Genomic DNA, 17258 nt, shown 5'->3' with positions numbered 1-17258 from the left:
ATTTATGAAGAAACGATGGCTCTTGATTACGACCGTTTGTCTTGTTTCCCTGCTTACTTCGGTAAGCTCCTCATCATGGGCGGAAGAGCTTTCATCAACTGGGAATAAACAATACCAAACAAATTTTGCAGATACGTCGTTATTGGGAGGGATAACCTATACGCAGCAGTACTTCCAGATTGAGAATTATTGGAACGTAGCTAGTGTTGAAGTTCATCTCGACTATGAGATTTCACGTCTCCTACAGAATGATCGATCGAGTGTAACGTTATTGATAAACGGAAAGCCGTTCCACTCTTTTCGTCCGATCATACAAGAAACGAAACAACAACAGCTGACAATCCTTGTTCCCGTTTCGTATATCGTGAAAGGCGTGAATGCGCTAACTGTTCAAGGAAATTTCGAAACCACCTCTCCGCTAGCAGTTAATGCATGTTTGCCGACAGATACCCGAGATAATTGGTTGCAAATTTACAAATCCTCCCGTATTACTGTGAATTACTCCAACACGGCGATTCAAAAGAATATCCGGGGTTTTAATGAACATTTTATCGGGTTGGATACGATTAAAGAGGGTCAGAATGCTATCATTGTCACTGAAGGGGAAAGCAACTTGGCTGTGCTTGAAGCGGCAACCTATGCGCTTTCTGGATTCGCTAAGGTGAATCCTGTTTCGGATAAAGGGATACCGATTGTTGCTTACAGCGCCGATAGTTTGAAAGCTAAGCAGGCTATTATTCTCATCTCCTTCTATAACGATTTGCCTGAAGAAATAAAGTCAACGATTCCAGCTGATGATGTTGATAATAAGGCATTAATTAAATTGGTCACCTTTGCGGGAAAACCGACCTTGGTGGTCACTTCAATTGACACAGCTTTACTGGTAAAAGCAGGACGATTAATCGGAAATCAGTCGTTGCTTAGTCAATTGGACACCGATATGAAAGTAGTCGATCTAGCAACAGAGGTAGAATCTCCTACCGTGAGTATTAGCCGAAACATGACGTTAACGGAAACAGGCGATAAGATTGTCGGTGACCGACATCGCGAGAAGGCTTATTTCATTTCACTGCCGGGAAACCGTTCGATCGCAGATGCGAGTAAGCTGAGCATTAAGTATCGTTATGCAAAAAATCTAGATTTCGATCGATCCATGGTTACAATCTTAATCAATGATACACCGATTGGCAGCAAGAAATTGTCTACCGAGCTTGCAGACGATGATCATATTGATATTGCTATTCCTAAAACACTTAATATTAGTGGGAATTTCACAGTTAAAGTTGCCTTCGATTTGGAACTCAAAAATGCAGGCTGTATTGAGAATCAGGAGCAAATGCCATGGGCGTTTGTAGATAAGGATTCTATGCTGCAGTTAAATACCAAAGATAAAGCGGATATGCTGTTTAACAATTACCCTTATCCATTTCTGAGAGATGGCAGCTATAATCAGTTGGCAGTTGTACTGCCCAAAGAGCATGATACATACGTTTATCAAACGATTACGAACATATTTAATTTATTAGGGCGTTACGCGCAGACCAATACCGGTGAAGTGCTTTTTTATCAAGATAATGTCGCAGCCTCACAACTTAAGAACCGCGAGATCATCGCCATCGGCAGTTATCAGAATAACCAAGTTATACGTAATAATAACGACAAGCTATATTTTCAATACGATAAAACCGGAACAGGCTTCGTCTCCAATGAAAAAATGAGTATCGAAGCTAACTATGGCACTCGTATAGGCTCGCTGCAATTGATCGATTCCCCTTATGGGAACGGCTTTGGGCTGCTTGCCGTCACAGGGAGCAGTTCTGAATATGCCTATCTGGCCTCTAAACTAATCGGCTCGGAAGGTACGTTGTGGAAAGTATTCGGAGATGGAGCCATAACGGATATTGACGGGCAAATTAATGCTTTTCGTTTTAAAAAAATAACGACGACTGAGCCATCTACGGTATTAAGCGATGTCATGGAACGCAAGGATGTTCTGGGCTTCATGGCTGCCGTTGTACTTGTTGCCTTATTGGTTCTTCTCTCGCTTATCCTGCTATTTCGTAAATACCGAAAGAAGCGGAGGAATCGTCGATGAGGCGTTTACAAAGCAATATGGTTTCGGATGGCGCATTTATTTTGCTGATTATTGTCTGTTTCATTTGCATTGTATTTACCGCGGGAAATCCGAACCTCTATATCCAAAATATCATTTTCTTGAACATCGCATTGTTAATTGCGATTGTAACGTACTTTACAAACGTAACGACAGGATTGATCTTGAACATTCTTTTCATCTTTGGTTACGGTACATTCACCCTGTATCAAACGGTCGTTGTGGGTGGAGTAGTTGGACCTCAGAACTACTTCTGGCTCATTATGACGCCATTATTTACAATCTCAACGTGGCTGCTTACTTATGGGAATCACCAGCTTCAGTTGGAAAATGAACAATTGCAGAAGGCTAACAAATCTCTCGCAACGGTAGATGCCAAAACCAACTTAAAGAATACCTTCTCATTCCAATCCGATGCTACCATCTTTATGGCGTTATCGGTTCGTTATCACATACCGTTAACCCTCTTGGTTTTCAGTGTGAAATACTGGGATGAGATCCGGCGTATTATAGGTGAAGAGCAGCTGATGGAAGCCGTACTTGACCTGTCTCAAATGAGTCAGACCAGTATCCGGACGAATGATTCACTCTATTTGCTCAATAAGGAAAATCCGATGTGGGGAATGCTGTTATTCACAGATCAACCTGGCGCATCTATCGTGATTGATCGATTGAGAAATAGTGTCGAAGATCGAAACAGGGATGAGTATAGGGAGAAATATCGAGTCGAGCTTATCTTGAAGATGGGCGCGATCGAGTATGATGCTAAGCTAGTTCCGAACCCGTTGGAGTTTATTACGCTGGCGAAGAAGCAGTTGGAATTTGATGTCTAATTAAAAGGTACGGATCTCAGTCATTGAGGATCTGTACCTTTTTTGCAATGATTAACAAGTCAAAAGTATGCAAATACTACTTGAGAACTATTAGCAAAATTGGAAGGGAGGATATGATTTGTCTATCTTGACCAGTCTGAAATATCATTTTGAACAAGACAGGGAGTATATTTCACGTCAACTATGGATAGGTAGTGATCCTCTAATCTTTCTAGGATTAAGGACGCTCGTTAATTTCCCGAGATCACTTACCATGGTGCGCGAACAGCTACATACAGTAGATGATATAGATCAACCAATACAAGATAGGCTGAGTGGGCTTGGTCACAATGTATCCAATTGCACACTGGACGAACTCATCTCAGAAATATTAGATGGCATGCTTATTGCCATTCATGAGCCATCTGGTACTTATATTAGCATCATACCTGTTGCACAACTGCTCAATCGTTCAGTAACAGTGCCATTAACTGAAAATGTAGTTAGAGGGTCAAGCAGCGCTTTTAACGAGGATATCGAGCTCAATGTCGGCCTGCTTCGAAAGCATATAAATTCAAGTGATTTGCAGATTACGACGTATAGATTTGGGGAAGTATCCAAAAATTGCGTGGTTTTGTCCTATTTGAATACAAAGATTGATCCTACACTTCTAAGATCTATCATCAAAGCAATCGAAACGAATTTGCATTTGGATGTTAGCAATGTACAAGAACTATCGAAAGTGTTTGGGTTTTCAAACTTTACACTTGTAACACGTTACAATACAACGGAACTTCCACAGAGTGCAGCACGAGCTTTAAAAAATGGAAAAGCGGTTCTTTTCATCGAACGTTTGCCTTTCGCATTAGTACTCCCCAGTCTTGTTTCGGATTTGTTCGTGACAGCAGATGATGCCAATCATCCGCATGTGTTTGCTGCGGCCCTTAGCTTCATTCGTATTATAGGTGCGCTGATCACGTTAATTATCCCAGGTTTATATGTGGCCTTAGTTTCTGTTAATCCGGATGTGTTGAGGTTTGAGCTGGCGCACTCAATCGCGAAGAGTAGAATAGATGTTCCTTACCCAGCGATCATAGAGACCTTGTTGTTATTGTTTGTCTTGGAATTGACATTAGAAGCCATCGTCCGACTTCCTCCAAGTATAGGACCTACAATAACTATGGTAGGGGGGATCGTGCTAGGACAAGCTGTCGTATCGGCGAAATTAGTCAGCAGTTTACTCATCATTGTATTGGCTGCTACGACCATTTCAAGTGCAACCGTTGTCGGCTATCAAAATGCGCTCACGATACGATTGTTTAAATATGTCTTATTGATCCTTTCCGCAATCTTTGGCGTCCTCGGTCTTTTATTCGGGATCGTTATTATCTGCTCCTATTTGGCAGGTGTCAAATCACTTGGCGTTCCTTATTTGCAATTGAAGCATCCAGAAGGTGAATGACATGTTTAGAAACTTACAAGTTGTAGTTATTTACATCATAACCCATTTAGGGTTGATATTCTTTATGTATCCGACGGATATCTTAGCGAGTACACGTGAAGCCTATTGGATACCTGTAGGGTTAGGTTATTTAGTCCATATTACCGTCATTTTTATTTATCTGAAGGGGCTTAGTTATTTTAAGAATCAGAATATCCATCAAGTACTGATCAACAAGAATAAACTAATCATGTGGTTAACGCTTCTTCCGGTTTTTCTTTATCTTTCACTGATTACCATAATTACAGTGAGGGCTTATGCCGAAATCATTTCGATTGTTTTTCTAGCAGACACTCCAATCTGGATTCTTATGTGTATGTTGCTGGGGATTCCCGCATTTATGGTCATCCATGGTGGAGTAAGATCACTATTAAGAGCGGGACTTCTTTTAGCTGTCCTATTTCTTCCTCCCATGCTATTTGTCATGTTCGCATCTCTTCAAAGCATCGATTTGAACTATGCACTCCCACTGATCCCCAAGGATCGTTCCAAACTATTCGCATTTCTCACCGATTTTTCCTATTATAAAAGCTTGTTTGCATTCGCGGGAGGATTTTTATTTCTGGGCTTTATTCCTTCTTATATCACGTATAAACCCAAAACCATTTACTTGAGCAGCATTATCGTTTTCATTTTTTTCCTGCTTTCGGTTTATATTCCTATTGTGACATTAGGGGAAGAAACCGCCCGTCAGCTGGCATTCCCCTTCATTTTCACGATTGATACGATAGAAATCAACTGGCTCATGTTTGATAGGATTACGATTTTTTTCCTGCTGAGTCAAATTGCGTTTGTCCTTCTTTTTATCGCAATGACCCTCTGGCAGATCGCATGCTTAATAAAGTCTCGAGCAAAAAAAATGAAAAATCAGTATCTTATTTCTGCCATTTCAATTGCCGTGTTCCTGATATGCTTATTCATTCCTGACTGGGGTCATGTTGAATTGCTGCTGAAGTGGAATTCATTTCTTCGGTTGTATGTTGCAATAGTTGTTCCGACTGTCATTTTCATAGCGGGGTATCAACATCAAAAACATGTCAGAGAGAGTTGAAGTGAAGAATATGCTGAAATGGATTGTTGCAACACTCTTACTTTTTATTCTTAGCGGCTGTTGGGATAACAAGGATATCAATCATCGTTCTTTACCGATCGCTATGGGGGTTTCATACAATCAAGGGCAATATACGGTGTATCTCGATATTCCAAAAGTAAGTGAAACAGACAAGATACAAGTCGTTTCAGAGAGTGGCGACACAATCAACAATATCATTGACAAAATTAGTATGAATATGGAAAGCGAAATTGATCTGCTTCATTTGAAAATCATCCTTGTCGATAAAGAGTTTGCCAAACACGGTTTAAATGACGGTGTGTCAAGCCTTATTCGTTCTAGACATGTCTCTCCGAAAACACTGTTCGTTATCTGTGATGAATCGCCAGATCGATTTTTTGAAAAAATGGACAAAAATTCAAATGATGGAACCCTAATTTATGACTTTTTTCAGCGCAATAGTGGGTTGAGTCCTGAAATTGCTTACACGCAAACGTGGAAAATTTTCAGAAGCATCCATTCTTTTACCAACGATGTGGTTATCCCTATTATCAAATCAGGAAATACAACAGCGATTGAAAGCACAGGTTCGGCCATCATGAAGAATGGCAAAATGGTGGGGCGACTCAATAATGAAGAAACCTTACTCATCAATGTATTTAATGGGAAGAACACGCAGGGGAAAATCGAAGTGATGGGAAAGGGTACAATTCAAATTGTAAGTAACCATCTGAAGCATAGAAGTTTTTTCGTTAATAACCAAGCTCTATTGAAAAGTAAGCTAAGCTTAAAAGTAATCTTATTGGATACGAAGGGTAATCCTTCGCTAGATTCCATCAAGTCAGATCTGAACAAGCTGGTTCTGGAACGGTTCGAGCATTTATTTGAAAAAATTAAGCTAGGCGGAGCAGATGTTCTGGGAGTTGGACAACATTTTCGGAATGAATTAACGCGAACCCAACTGGAAGAATGGCATGCCGAGTATTTTAAAAATTTGAAAATCGATTTGCAAGTCTCAACCACGATTCGAAACACGGGGAATTTGAAGGATACATAAATTAATAACGGTAGAAAACAGAGAGGCTGCGAATTATTCGCAGCTTCTATTTTGTATCTATTTCGTATGTTAAACTTGACCTATCATCAAAATAGATTATTAATAAAGGATATCCGACATGACAATCCAAACTCAAGATAAACGGGAACATATGAATACGCTTTATGCATTAGGCTGGGATCGCCTTTTCAAAAATAAGACAGTTATCAAAAAGGTGAATTGGAGCGGTCACTTTCGTTGTGTTTAGAAGCACTATCTGTATTTCAAGAGCATCCAGGTCATCTTGATGAAGAATGTAAATGTTATTTGGGCTTGGGAAATTACTACTGGAATGCGGGTATTCGCGATAAAGGAAAATACTCTAGGAGGTGATGCCTCATGACAACTCACAATAAACAAAATAGATTAGCCAACGAAAATTCGCCGTACTTGCTGCAACACGCCAACAACCCGGTCGACTGGTTCCCATGGTCCGAAGAGGCTTTTGAAAAAGCGAAGCAGGAGAATAAGCCTGTGTTCTTATCGATCGGGTACAGCACTTGCCATTGGTGCCACGTCATGGCACACGAATCGTTCGAAGACGAAACCATTGCCAAAATGTTAAACAAAGACTTCATCTCGATCAAAGTGGACCGGGAAGAGCGTCCAGATATCGATCATATCTACATGGCGGTGTGTCAAGCGATGACCGGACAAGGCGGCTGGCCGCTGACGGTGTTCCTAACACCAGAGAAGAAGCCATTCTTCGCAGGGACTTATTTTCCACGCAGCCGCAAATATAATCGAGCAGGGTTGGTTGAGATCATCGCACAGCTTGCAGGAAAGTGGAGGGAGGATCCTGAGCGAGTTCGTGAGCTCGGTGAGCAAGTGACTTTTGAAACGAATCAGAGGTTGCTTGAGAATCAAACTGGCGGCATGTTGACAGAAGAAACCTTACATGAAGCATATCGCTTATATGCGTCCAATTTCGACGCCGAGTATAGTGGCTTTGGTACGTTTCCAAAGTTTCCTACCTCACACAATTTATCATTCCTACTCAGATACTATAAGAAGACTGGGAATGAGCAGGCACTTGAAATGGTTGAAAAGACGCTTGATGCTATGCACCGTGGGGGGATTTATGATCACGTTGGGTTTGGTTTCTCTAGATATTCTGTTGATGCCCAGTGGTTAGTGCCGCATTTCGAGAAAATGCTATATGATAACGCTCTACTGGTGATGACGTATATTGAGGCGTATCAGGTGACTGGGAAAGATCAATATGCCGAGGTTGCTGAGCAAATTATTACCTATGTTCTTCGTGATATGACGGACGAAGGTGGCGCATTCTATTCCGCTGAAGATGCTGATTCGGAAGGCGAGGAGGGCAAGTTCTACGTCTGGACGATGGACGAAGTTGAGGACGTGCTGGGCATTGATGAGGGAGATCTCTATAGCGAGATCTACGGTTTGACGGAGTCGGGGAATTTTGAGGGTAAAAATATACCGAATCTGCTCGACACGACACTGGCGTCTTGGGCGAGGCGGAAGCAAATCCCTCAGGATGAGCTGAAGCAGCGGTTGGATGCTGCCCGCGTCAAGCTTTTCGCGTACCGCGAAAAGCGGATCCATCCGGGCAAGGATGATAAAATTCTGACGGCGTGGAACGGTCTGATGATTGCTGCGCTGTCCAAGGCCGCACGCGCATTGGACAAGCCTTCGTATGCGGACGCCGCTACGAAGGCCGCGGAATTCATTCTTCGCGAGCTGCGCCGCGAAGATGGGCGCTTGCTCGCTCGCTATCGCGATGGCGAAGCGGCGTTCCTGGGCTACGTGGACGACTACGCGTTCCTCGTATGGGGACTGATCGAGCTGTACGAGACCACGTTCGAGCTGCGCTTTCTCCGTGAAGCGGTCCAGCTGAACGCAGAGATGCTTCGTCTCTTCGGAGACGAAGCGAGGGGCGGGCTCTTCTTCTACGGCAGCGATGCCGAGCAGCTGCTCACCCGCCCCAAAGAGATCTACGACGGCGCGATGCCGTCGGGGAATGGAGCGGCCGCGCTCAATATGCTGCGGCTGTCCAGGCTGACCTACAACGCGAAGCTGTCGCAGGCAGCGGAAGAGCAGCTCCAGGCATTCGCTGGAGCTGTCAGCAAGTACCCGCCGGGCCACGCGCTGACGCTGGCCGCGCTTGATTTCGCATATGGCGCAGCCAGCGAAATCGTGATCTCCGGCGACCCGGCGAAGCCCGAGACACAGCACATGCTGCGCACGGTGCAGCGGCAGTACCTGCCGAATGCGCTGCTGGTTCTTCACCCGCCGGGAGCGGCAGGCGAAGAGGTGCGCCAGCTGATTCCGCTGGTACAAGATAAGCTGCCGCTTGGCGGCCGAGCAACGGCATATGTATGTGAGAACTTTGCGTGCCAAGCACCGACACAAGATGTGGAGGATCTCGAAAATCTCTCCTAACATAAGAAAATTCCTACATTCAAAAAATCTCTCTTCCAACGACTGATAATAATTATCATTATTGGTTACAATAGTAGTAGAAACATAAAAAGAGGCCCGAAGGCCTCTTTTCAAACTCACACTGTAGAAGATGAACTAAACCTTGGATTCAAATGTTTTACAATCCGTTTCTTCTGAATTGCGCGCTTGATCACTACCGTGGTGGCTCACGATTGAAATCGAGCTAGCTTTGCATTTGTTCTCATTTGCCCAGTATTTACAGGAATTCACTTCACACATTACATCTTTTGCCATGTCTCTTTCACCTCCTTTACGTCATAGGGTGGGCGAAAGAGGCCTCTTTTTATACATAGCGCTAAAAATACTTCAGGATAGGGAACGTAGATCCCCTATTTGCACGAAAAGCGTTGATTTTAAGCGTAAAGGGAACGTCATTCCCTTATTTATCCAACAACATGCCTTAACACCTCAAAATCATAAGAATAGAGTAACCACATTCCCTTTTATCCTCCGAAATGGCTATTCTTCTGCAATAGCGCACTCTCGTTCCCTTAGTAATTATTACTGCCGGAATTGAAGTGGAACACGGAGAGCACGAGTCCGAATATACTTGAAGTAGCGCATCAACGAACTTCAAGGGGATGAAGATATGGCCGAGAAGAATGAGCTGCAGACCTGTGTCAGATGCAAATACGTTGCCGTGAAGGAAGACAGGTACTGCATACGCTGCGGGGCACCGCTCAAGAACAAATGCACCAAAGAGAAATCCCTTATGCACAAGGGGTGCTATAAGGTTAATAAGGCTGATGCCAAGTACTGCGCGGATTGCGGTACGGAAACGACGTTCAGCCAGTTGGGGCTCATCTAGATCAAGTAGGGCTTATCAGAAAAAACCTGAGACCAAGGACGATGTCCTCAGCTCAGGTTTTTTGTCTTCTTACCTATCAGTTTTTTTGTCTTCTTACCTACTTCTTCTGCAACACAGCCTGCCACAGATCCGGTGTATCATAGCCTAAGCGCCAAGCGGCGACACCAGCGATATCGTACTTCTTAGCAATGTCCATACGAGCCGTAACGGTTGCTTGGTTCTCCAACCAGAATACATACGTGTAGCCATTCTCCTTGTATTCGACCCGATATTGCCCAAATTCGTTGTCCCACGTTTGTGTGGTCGATTTGGAAGACATAAGCGCAGGAATATCTTTCATGAGAACAGTGCGATTCCCGACTAAAGCGCCTTTAGAATCCAACTGCCATTCGCGTACATAATACGGGATGCCCAGAATGATTTTATCTCGCGGAATGCCGTAGGATAGGAACTCTTGAACGCCGCCATCGGCCCAAGGAATGCCAGCGACCGAACCAGGTGAGGTGCTTCCTTTCCAGTACTGATCGTAGGCCATGATCACCATGTAATCGACAATACCACCAAGCTTCTCATGATCAAAAGCGGAAAGATGATTCCATTTCACACTGCCGCGCGGTAAATCAATGGAAATGACTAAACCTTTCGCATGCGCAGCGGTTGACAATTTTGAAATAAACGCCGTAAATGCATTACGATCAGAACCCGCTAAGCTTTCGAAATCCACATTGATCCCTGGAACACCTAATTGCACAGAGCGGTTAACCAAAGCCGTAATGAACTTATCTTGCGCAGCGCTGTCTGCAAGGAATTGCGTAGTTAAGGTAGAGCTGAATTGATTGCTAACCAATGGATATACGGTGTATCCGCTTCTTTGTAACCATTTGACCGTGTCAGCATTTGACGTATCCTTCAGATTACCTGTGTTATCTGCCAACTCGAAATAAGAAGGAGAATCGACATCAAGTCCAATCGTATTCGATACATGAGCTTTAATAACCTCTGCGCCTGAGCTGCCGTTCCAACCCCAGACTTGCAGCTTTTTGAAATTATCCCAAAGTGTACGATTCTCTAACGTTTGAATCGAAGCATTACTGTACAGTTTCCCATAGGATAATGCTTCTGGTAAGGTTCGGAATTCACCAATCAGATTGGCGCTCTGATACACTTGATAAGAGGCATAGTTATTCCAAATTTTACGTCCTTCCCGGTAAATGGTGCTGTGTCCCCATAGCTTTGCATAACTAATGGCTTCATCTATGGATGTGAATTCCTGAAGAAAAGCGTTATTTTGAAAAACTTTATATTGTTTAAGATTGCTGTAAACCGTTTGTTTGGTGTTCCTATTAACGACTGTGGAGTTTCCCCATTTGAGCGCTTCATGAATCGCATCCTCTAAGGACGCAAATCCCCAATTTGGAGCTGAGAACGTTCCTTGATAAACATTGTATACTACACTACCCGCGCTATTTGCCTCTTTAACGGCTTGGGGGATGTTATCCCATACCCATCCGTTCGAGTTCAAATCGATAATATGCGCATTTCCCCACTTTTTGGCTTCCGCAATGGCGTCTGTGAGACTCGTAAACTTCCACGAATCCAGTGTGATTTCATTTTGATAGAGTTGATAACGAGCGTAATTGTTCCAAACCCAGCCCGTGGACTGCAAATCCCGCACACTCGCATTTGTCCATTTCTTGGCTTCTGCGATGGCCTCATTCAGTGTGGCGAATTGCCACTCCGGCAAAGTAATATCTTGCTGATAAACTTGATAACGCGGGAGATTGCTCCAAACCCAAGTACGCGTACCTATTTCTTCTACGTGGCTATTCGAAAACCATTTGGCATACGCTTCTGCCTGTGCATACGTTGCAAATTCCATAAGCACCTGATTGTACTGGTAGACGCGGTATTTCGTCGTTTTGTCTATGCTGGAAGGACTATTGCTAGCTGCAAGAACAGTGGAAGGTATCGTCATTGAGAGAAGTAAAGTACCGCTAAGTAACCATTTTCCTATTTTCATTCATTCGCCTCTTTCTAGTAAACTACTCTATTGGACGCATGAACTAGTAGATTGGTTGCGCTTTCGACTAGTTGGAAGTTCATGGATGATCGCGCGAAATTGGACGATGACCTGACTTTTTAGTAACATGAGAGATATTGGTTTACCGTGATGAACTTAAGGTGAGGGGATTACAAATGACGCAATATCCAGAGGCATACACCGATTATTTATGTTATTTTCACGGAGCGCGGGATTATTTCGAATGTCATGAAGTCATGGAAGAGTATTGGAAAGAGCATCCCAAGGATCCAGCAAGATTAACGTATGTTGGGCTTATTCAAATAGCCGTAGGGATGTATCATAGCCGAAGAGGGAATTACGCGGGTGCTGTGAAAATGCTGCAAAGTGCAGCGAAAAACCTCCAAGCGGAGGATGTTCGCACGTTGGGGCTGGACGATGTGGAGCTGCAAGCAAGAATCGCGCAGGCTTGGCAAACGATCGGTACTGAGAACTATCTATTTGTAGATATGAATTTGCCTATATCTGACCCTGAGTTGTTGAATTTGTGTTTAGAATTATGTCAGCTTAAAGGGTGGAGCTGGCAAACGCCAAGTCCGATGACCGATGAGATGATTATTCATAAGCACACGCGAAGAGATCGGTCCGAAGTGATTGAAGAGCGAGCGAGACAACAAGTCATTCGAAAGGAATTAGGTGATAACCGATGAATTCGGAAGGTAAAATTCTAGTCGTTGAAGATGAACCCAATATTTCTGAGGTTGTTAAGTTATATTTGGAGCATTCGAATTATGAAGCCATACAATTGTTTCGCGGCGGTAACGTACTCAAAACCATCTTAAATGAGAGACCGAGCTTAGTGCTGCTTGATATTATGCTGCCTGATATTTCAGGTTACGAGTTGTGTGAGCAAATTCGAAAAATGGATGCTCCCTTTCATCATACGCCGATTATTTTCTTATCTGCGAAAGGGGAGTCCCTGGACAAGTTGAGAGGTTTTAATTTGGGTGTAGACGATTATTTAGTGAAGCCCTTTGACCCGAACGAGCTAATTGCACGTATTAAGGCAGTACTTCGGAGAACTATGCAATTGCCTGCTGAAATGTCTGGGCCGCAAAGCTCGCCTCGTAAATGGTTGGAAATGGGTAATATTATGATCGACTTAGAGCAGTATCGTGTAACAGTTGAAGGTAATCGTATTGAATTAACTCCTAAGGAGATTGAACTTTTGTTTTTCTTAATGAGCAACCCAGGTCGCGTGTTTACACGTGAAGATTTACTAGGGTATGTGTGGAATTTTGATTTTACGGGGGGCACACGCACCGTGGATGCGCATGTGAAAAACCTCAGGAAGAAGTTAGGCCAGCATGAGACTTGGAATATTCAAACCCTTTGGGGGATTGGGTACTCGTTTGAGGTTGTTCAGCATGTTTAAGCGATGGGTCATGGGGAAATACAATAGCTTATATATTAAAATTTTCCTCTCTTTTCTCGCGACCTGTGTACTTTTTTTTATTGGGCTTTTCGTATTTTGGAATTATTATTTTACGGATCTTTTTTACAAGGATAAGATTGAGCTTCTTGAAAAAAGAAATACGGAAATTACCGGATTATTGAATTCGGTTCAAGATGGCACCATTTCGATCCGTGAGTTGAAATATACCGTTCGGATTTTGGCGAGAAGTATTAACGGACAAGTCTGGCTCGTAGATGAGTATGGCAACATAGCTAACGGCTCATCGGATAGTGAAGGAAGAGCGATTCCGAAGCAGATGGATGCTTTGTATATTGATGGCTTGCATGGCCATACAGGGCATAGCATGATTAGTCTGGAAACGCCGGAAGGGAATAGAAATTTATTCGCTTTCTATGCGCCCTATCAATTAAATGAACAGCCGATGGTCATTATTCTTCATTTCCCTGCAGGTGATATTCGTGAGGTCATATCGGCAGTGCGTCTGAACCTTTGGTTACCTTTGCTGTTTTCTCTCATCGCAGTTGGCATTATCCTGTTCGTTGTTTCCCGTAAACTCGCAGGGCCGCTGCAACAAATGAATCGTGCGGCTTTAGAATTGGCTCATGGGGATTTCAAGACGCGTGTACCTGTCAATTCACAAGATGAAGTTGGGCAGCTGGCTAGAAGCTTTAACTTCATGGTGGAAAAATTGGAGGAGTGGGAGGAGACGAGGCAAGAGTTTCTGGCTAATGTCTCTCATGAGCTCAGATCACCTTTGACATCCTTGCGTGGTTTCATCGTTGCCATGAATGATCATATTATTCCTCAAGAGAAGTACCCGCATTATTTACATATTTGTGATCAAGAGGTACAGCGTTTGCAACGACTTGTAACAGATCTTCTGGATCTTGCTCAGATTCAAAATGGGGTGGATGTTTTTCGATTACGTCCTGTTGACATCATCGAATTAGTAGAGGACTCACTCGAACTATTGAAGCCTGCTATTGTGGAGAAGAACATTTCACTACATCTCATTTTACCTGACGAGCATGCAGATGGTTGTTATGTACAGTTAGACCCAGATCGCTTTGCCCAAATCATTCGTAATTTAATGTACAATTCGTTGAAATTCACCCCAGATGGGGGGACTTTAACTGTCGCATTAGAAGAGCATGAGAAAGAAGTCCATCTGTATATTAGAGATACAGGGACAGGGATGACAGATTCTGAATTATCACGAATCTGGGACCGATTCTATAAAGCTGATGAAGCTAGAACGTCCAATTCGGATGCTATTTCGGGAACAGGATTAGGACTTACCATTGTGAAACATCTTGTCACGGGGATGAAAGGTACCATTGGAGCTCGCTCCAGAATTGGGGAAGGTACCGAATTTCGCATCGTTTTTCCTAGGAATTTAAAAACGTTCACAAAATTGTCACAATAGTATCATACTTCATACACAATTATCGCCTATCCTGTTGCTGATGGATAGGTTTTTTTTGTGGAGGTGTATGTTGGTTGAGCAGTAGTACACGCAATAGTTTGCTGTGTGTAATCCTCACGACCTTCTTATTAGTCGGTTGTACCGGACAGGGTATTGGACAAGCTGGATCCTCTGCAACTGTGAACCCGACTATGCCTGCTAAGGTTGAAGTCTCGCATGAGCTCCCTATGGCTGAAGATGATGTACAGAATGTAACAGAACAGCGGCTGGTTATGCTATTTCAAGGGTTAGTCGTGATGGATCGACAACCGTTATTAGCATTGACTGCAGAGCAATCTCGATCTATTTTGCCCATCATTCGCAAATGTGATGTAGAAGGCAGCATTGACGAATCCGAACGAAAAGCAGTCATCCAAGTGTTAACGAATGAGCAGAAAGCATATCTGGATGAACAATCGAAGCAATTGAAGCAGCGTATCGCAGAACGAGTGAGAACTCACAGGGAAGCGTTATCGGCGGCGGAGAGGGAACGATTTGTAAACGCTTTCGAAAAGAGGAGGAAGTCTGAGCAGCGGGTTGAAGCTGGTGTAACAGAGCATGTAAACAATGTTGTGCCATCTCTGGAAACACGAGGAATGGGTACCAGTGTTGAACAGCAATTAATCGAATTGCTGGTCTCGAAGTTGTAAGGTCGTGTTCAAGTGTACAAATGCTAAGGGGGAAGTAACAGAATGAAATTTTTTCGCAGTAAATGGTTCATCTTGATTGTTGCAATTCTCGTTTGTGCTGGTGGTTCCTATGCATATCTAGCAAAAGGGAAGAAAACGAAATCAGCAGAGACGAAAGAAGTTACGGTCGATGTCAAAAAAGGGAACATTCGCTCCTCTGTTTCGGGAACAGCTCAATTTGAGCCGAAAGATACTCAGACCATTTCCTCTACGGAAAATGCTAGCATCAAATCGATTAACCTAACACGTAATCAAGCGGTTAAAGCGGGAGATGTTCTTATCGAGCTGACAAGCTCAAACTTGGAAAACGATCTTCAAGATGCCAAAGTGACTTATGAACAATTGGAGAAAGATTTGAACACGAAGCAACAACAAAGAGGAATAACAGGCGTTAGTGCGCCAATTAGCGGGAAATTAACGTACGCCAATATTGATGTAGGCGCAACGATTAATAAATCGACGAAAATCGCTACGATTGGCGATGCAAGTACGCTAACAGTTACCTTGCCATTTTTTGTGGAGGATGCTGCACAACTACATAAAGGCGATACCATAGACATAACGGTTGATGGCTTCATGATCACCAAAACAGGAACAATAGCAGCCATTTCTAAAGATCCGAAATCGGATGGTAAAGGTGGTAAGCTTGTCGATATCGATATTCAAATTAAGAATGACAATTCCATGGATGCAGGTTTGAATGCAATGGGATCTGCGACTATTGGCGGACGTTCAGTTGATTCGCAAGGAAAAGCAACACTTCAGTACGTACAGGTTGCTACAGTACTTGCAGGAACGACGGGCAGTATCTCCGCATTGCCTTTCAAAACAGGTGTGATTGTACATCAAGGTGATCTGCTTGCCTCCTTCCTGAATGATACCTTAGACGATGATATAACTACGGCACAAGCTGCGCTAGAGCGTCAGAAGTTGAAAGTTGATGCGGCACAAGATCGCGTAACCGCATTGAAAATTCTTGCTCCTTTCGATGGTGTATTCTCAACAGATTTCGTGAATAAAAAAGTGGATATTCTTAGCAACTTCCGACCGGGAACAAGGGTTTCAAGCGGTACGCAGTTTGGTACGGTAGCAAGTTTTGCCAAAATGCAGCTCCCAGTCCAAGTGGATGAGCTAGACTTACCTAATATTAAAGTAGGAATGAAAGCGGAAATTAAGGTTGACTCTTTCCCAGGACGCAATTTCCCAGCAGAAGTGACACAAGTATCTACAGTTGGTACAACAACGAACGGTGTAACGTTCTATGATGTTATCCTGGCCACAGAAAATAAAGATAATCTGTTGAAATATGGCATGACGGCAACAGGCGAAATTTTGATTCAGGATAAGAAAGATGTCCTGTATATCCCGCCAGAAGCGCTTCAGCTGCAACGTGGTAAACGTGTTGTAACGGTGAAGAAAGCGGATGGAACATCAGAACCAGAACATGAAGTGAAAATTGGTATTCGTTCCACAACACAAATTGAGATCACCGAAGGTCTTAAAGAAGGCGATAAAGTCGTTTTGCCTGCGGCTGTGAGAAGACAGCAAAATTTAAGTCAAGACGAGATTAATCGCTTAAGACAGCAATTCCAGCAAGGCGGCGGTGCAGGGGGCTTTGGCGGTGGTGGAGCTGGTGGCTTCCAGCAAGGTGGAGCAGGCGGTGCTGGCGGAGCAGCAGGTGGTAATGCTGGCGGCGGTGCTGCACAGCGTACTACCGGTGGTGGTAATGCAGGTGCCGGTAACAGATAATGCTGCCC

13 protein-coding genes are annotated in these 17258 nt (G+C 43.6%); 11 read left to right on the top strand and 2 right to left on the bottom strand.

What is annotated here, in order from left to right:
* Nucleotides 1-4 precede the first annotated feature (4 nt).
* From ACSQ8P_RS21195 to ACSQ8P_RS21170, 6 genes are all read left to right on the top strand, one after another.
* A complete protein-coding gene (locus tag ACSQ8P_RS21195; RefSeq protein WP_436236995.1) occupies nucleotides 5-2095 on the top strand; it encodes a cellulose biosynthesis cyclic di-GMP-binding regulatory protein BcsB in 2091 nt (696 codons plus the stop codon).
* A complete protein-coding gene (locus ACSQ8P_RS21190; RefSeq protein ID WP_436236994.1) occupies nucleotides 2092-2946 on the top strand; it encodes a diguanylate cyclase domain-containing protein in 855 nt (284 codons plus the stop codon). The genes ACSQ8P_RS21195 and ACSQ8P_RS21190 overlap by 4 nt, the downstream gene beginning before the upstream one ends.
* Nucleotides 2947-3064: 118 nt before the next feature.
* Nucleotides 3065-4387, top strand: coding sequence for a spore germination protein (locus ACSQ8P_RS21185; RefSeq protein WP_436236993.1), 1323 nt, complete (start codon nucleotides 3065-3067; stop codon nucleotides 4385-4387).
* 1 nt (nucleotide 4388) lies between these two features.
* Complete coding sequence (locus tag ACSQ8P_RS21180; RefSeq protein WP_436236992.1) at nucleotides 4389-5477, top strand: GerAB/ArcD/ProY family transporter; 1089 nt, start codon at nucleotides 4389-4391, stop codon at nucleotides 5475-5477.
* A 10-nt stretch (nucleotides 5478-5487) separates the two neighbouring features.
* Entirely contained in the window at nucleotides 5488-6534 is a 1047-nt protein-coding gene (locus ACSQ8P_RS21175) for a Ger(x)C family spore germination protein (protein ID WP_436236991.1), read from the top strand.
* A 378-nt stretch (nucleotides 6535-6912) separates the two neighbouring features.
* The gene (locus ACSQ8P_RS21170) at nucleotides 6913-8982 is read left to right on the top strand and encodes a thioredoxin domain-containing protein (RefSeq protein ID WP_436236990.1); all 2070 of its coding nucleotides are present in this window, start codon (nucleotides 6913-6915) and stop codon (nucleotides 8980-8982) included.
* Nucleotides 8983-9117: 135 nt separating this feature from the next.
* Here ACSQ8P_RS21170 and ACSQ8P_RS21165 read toward each other — a convergent pair whose 3' ends face one another.
* Together ACSQ8P_RS21165 and ACSQ8P_RS21160 are read right to left on the bottom strand one after the other, a co-directional pair.
* Nucleotides 9118-9276, bottom strand: coding sequence for a DUF1540 domain-containing protein (locus tag ACSQ8P_RS21165; protein ID WP_082593545.1), 159 nt, complete (start codon nucleotides 9274-9276; stop codon nucleotides 9118-9120).
* A gap of 671 nt (nucleotides 9277-9947) precedes the next feature.
* Nucleotides 9948-11870: a glycosyl hydrolase family 18 protein gene (locus ACSQ8P_RS21160; protein ID WP_436236989.1), complete on the bottom strand. Its 1923-nt coding sequence runs from the start codon at nucleotides 11868-11870 to the stop codon at nucleotides 9948-9950.
* A gap of 176 nt (nucleotides 11871-12046) precedes the next feature.
* Here ACSQ8P_RS21160 and ACSQ8P_RS21155 point away from each other — a divergent pair, with 176 nt between their 5' ends.
* The 5 genes from ACSQ8P_RS21155 to ACSQ8P_RS21135 all read left to right on the top strand — a co-directional run bounded on the left by ACSQ8P_RS21155 (nucleotide 12047) and on the right by ACSQ8P_RS21135 (nucleotide 17250).
* Nucleotides 12047-12580 (top strand): DUF309 domain-containing protein, encoded by a 534-nt coding sequence (locus ACSQ8P_RS21155; protein WP_436236988.1) that lies wholly within the window; start codon nucleotides 12047-12049, stop codon nucleotides 12578-12580.
* Nucleotides 12577-13305 (top strand): response regulator transcription factor, encoded by a 729-nt coding sequence (locus ACSQ8P_RS21150; RefSeq protein WP_436236987.1) that lies wholly within the window; start codon nucleotides 12577-12579, stop codon nucleotides 13303-13305. The genes ACSQ8P_RS21155 and ACSQ8P_RS21150 overlap by 4 nt, the downstream gene beginning before the upstream one ends.
* Nucleotides 13298-14773, top strand: a complete 1476-nt coding sequence (locus ACSQ8P_RS21145; RefSeq protein ID WP_436236986.1) for an ATP-binding protein — start codon at nucleotides 13298-13300, stop codon at nucleotides 14771-14773. Before ACSQ8P_RS21150 ends, ACSQ8P_RS21145 begins: the two co-directional genes overlap by 8 nt.
* A gap of 74 nt (nucleotides 14774-14847) precedes the next feature.
* On the top strand, nucleotides 14848-15462 hold the full coding sequence (locus ACSQ8P_RS21140) for a hypothetical protein (RefSeq protein ID WP_436236985.1): 615 nt from the start codon (nucleotides 14848-14850) through the stop codon (nucleotides 15460-15462).
* Nucleotides 15463-15504: 42 nt separating this feature from the next.
* Nucleotides 15505-17250, top strand: coding sequence for an efflux RND transporter periplasmic adaptor subunit (locus tag ACSQ8P_RS21135; protein WP_436236984.1), 1746 nt, complete (start codon nucleotides 15505-15507; stop codon nucleotides 17248-17250).
* Nucleotides 17251-17258 lie beyond the last annotated feature (8 nt).

It is taken from the genome of Paenibacillus sp. LjRoot153, assembly GCF_964253085.1.
Classification (GTDB): Bacteria; Bacillota; Bacilli; order Paenibacillales; family NBRC-103111; genus Paenibacillus_E.
This window is presented reverse-complemented; position numbering and strand designations above follow the sequence as displayed.

What these genes read in the sequence shown, in the direction of transcription:
- ACSQ8P_RS21195 (WP_436236995.1), top strand. Translation starts at nt 5, where the DNA reads ATGAAGAAACGATGGCTCTTGATTACGACCGTTTGTCTTGTTTCCCTG.
- ACSQ8P_RS21190 (WP_436236994.1), top strand. Translation starts at nt 2,092, where the DNA reads ATGAGGCGTTTACAAAGCAATATGGTTTCGGATGGCGCATTTATTTTG.
- ACSQ8P_RS21180 (WP_436236992.1), top strand. Translation starts at nt 4,389, where the DNA reads ATGTTTAGAAACTTACAAGTTGTAGTTATTTACATCATAACCCATTTA.
- ACSQ8P_RS21175 (WP_436236991.1), top strand. Translation starts at nt 5,488, where the DNA reads ATGCTGAAATGGATTGTTGCAACACTCTTACTTTTTATTCTTAGCGGC.
- ACSQ8P_RS21170 (WP_436236990.1), top strand. Translation starts at nt 6,913, where the DNA reads ATGACAACTCACAATAAACAAAATAGATTAGCCAACGAAAATTCGCCG.
- ACSQ8P_RS21165 (WP_082593545.1), bottom strand. Translation starts at nt 9,276, where the DNA reads ATGGCAAAAGATGTAATGTGTGAAGTGAATTCCTGTAAATACTGGGCA.
- ACSQ8P_RS21160 (WP_436236989.1), bottom strand. Translation starts at nt 11,870, where the DNA reads ATGAAAATAGGAAAATGGTTACTTAGCGGTACTTTACTTCTCTCAATG.
- ACSQ8P_RS21155 (WP_436236988.1), top strand. Translation starts at nt 12,047, where the DNA reads ATGACGCAATATCCAGAGGCATACACCGATTATTTATGTTATTTTCAC.
- ACSQ8P_RS21150 (WP_436236987.1), top strand. Translation starts at nt 12,577, where the DNA reads ATGAATTCGGAAGGTAAAATTCTAGTCGTTGAAGATGAACCCAATATT.
- ACSQ8P_RS21145 (WP_436236986.1), top strand. Translation starts at nt 13,298, where the DNA reads ATGTTTAAGCGATGGGTCATGGGGAAATACAATAGCTTATATATTAAA.
- ACSQ8P_RS21135 (WP_436236984.1), top strand. Translation starts at nt 15,505, where the DNA reads ATGAAATTTTTTCGCAGTAAATGGTTCATCTTGATTGTTGCAATTCTC.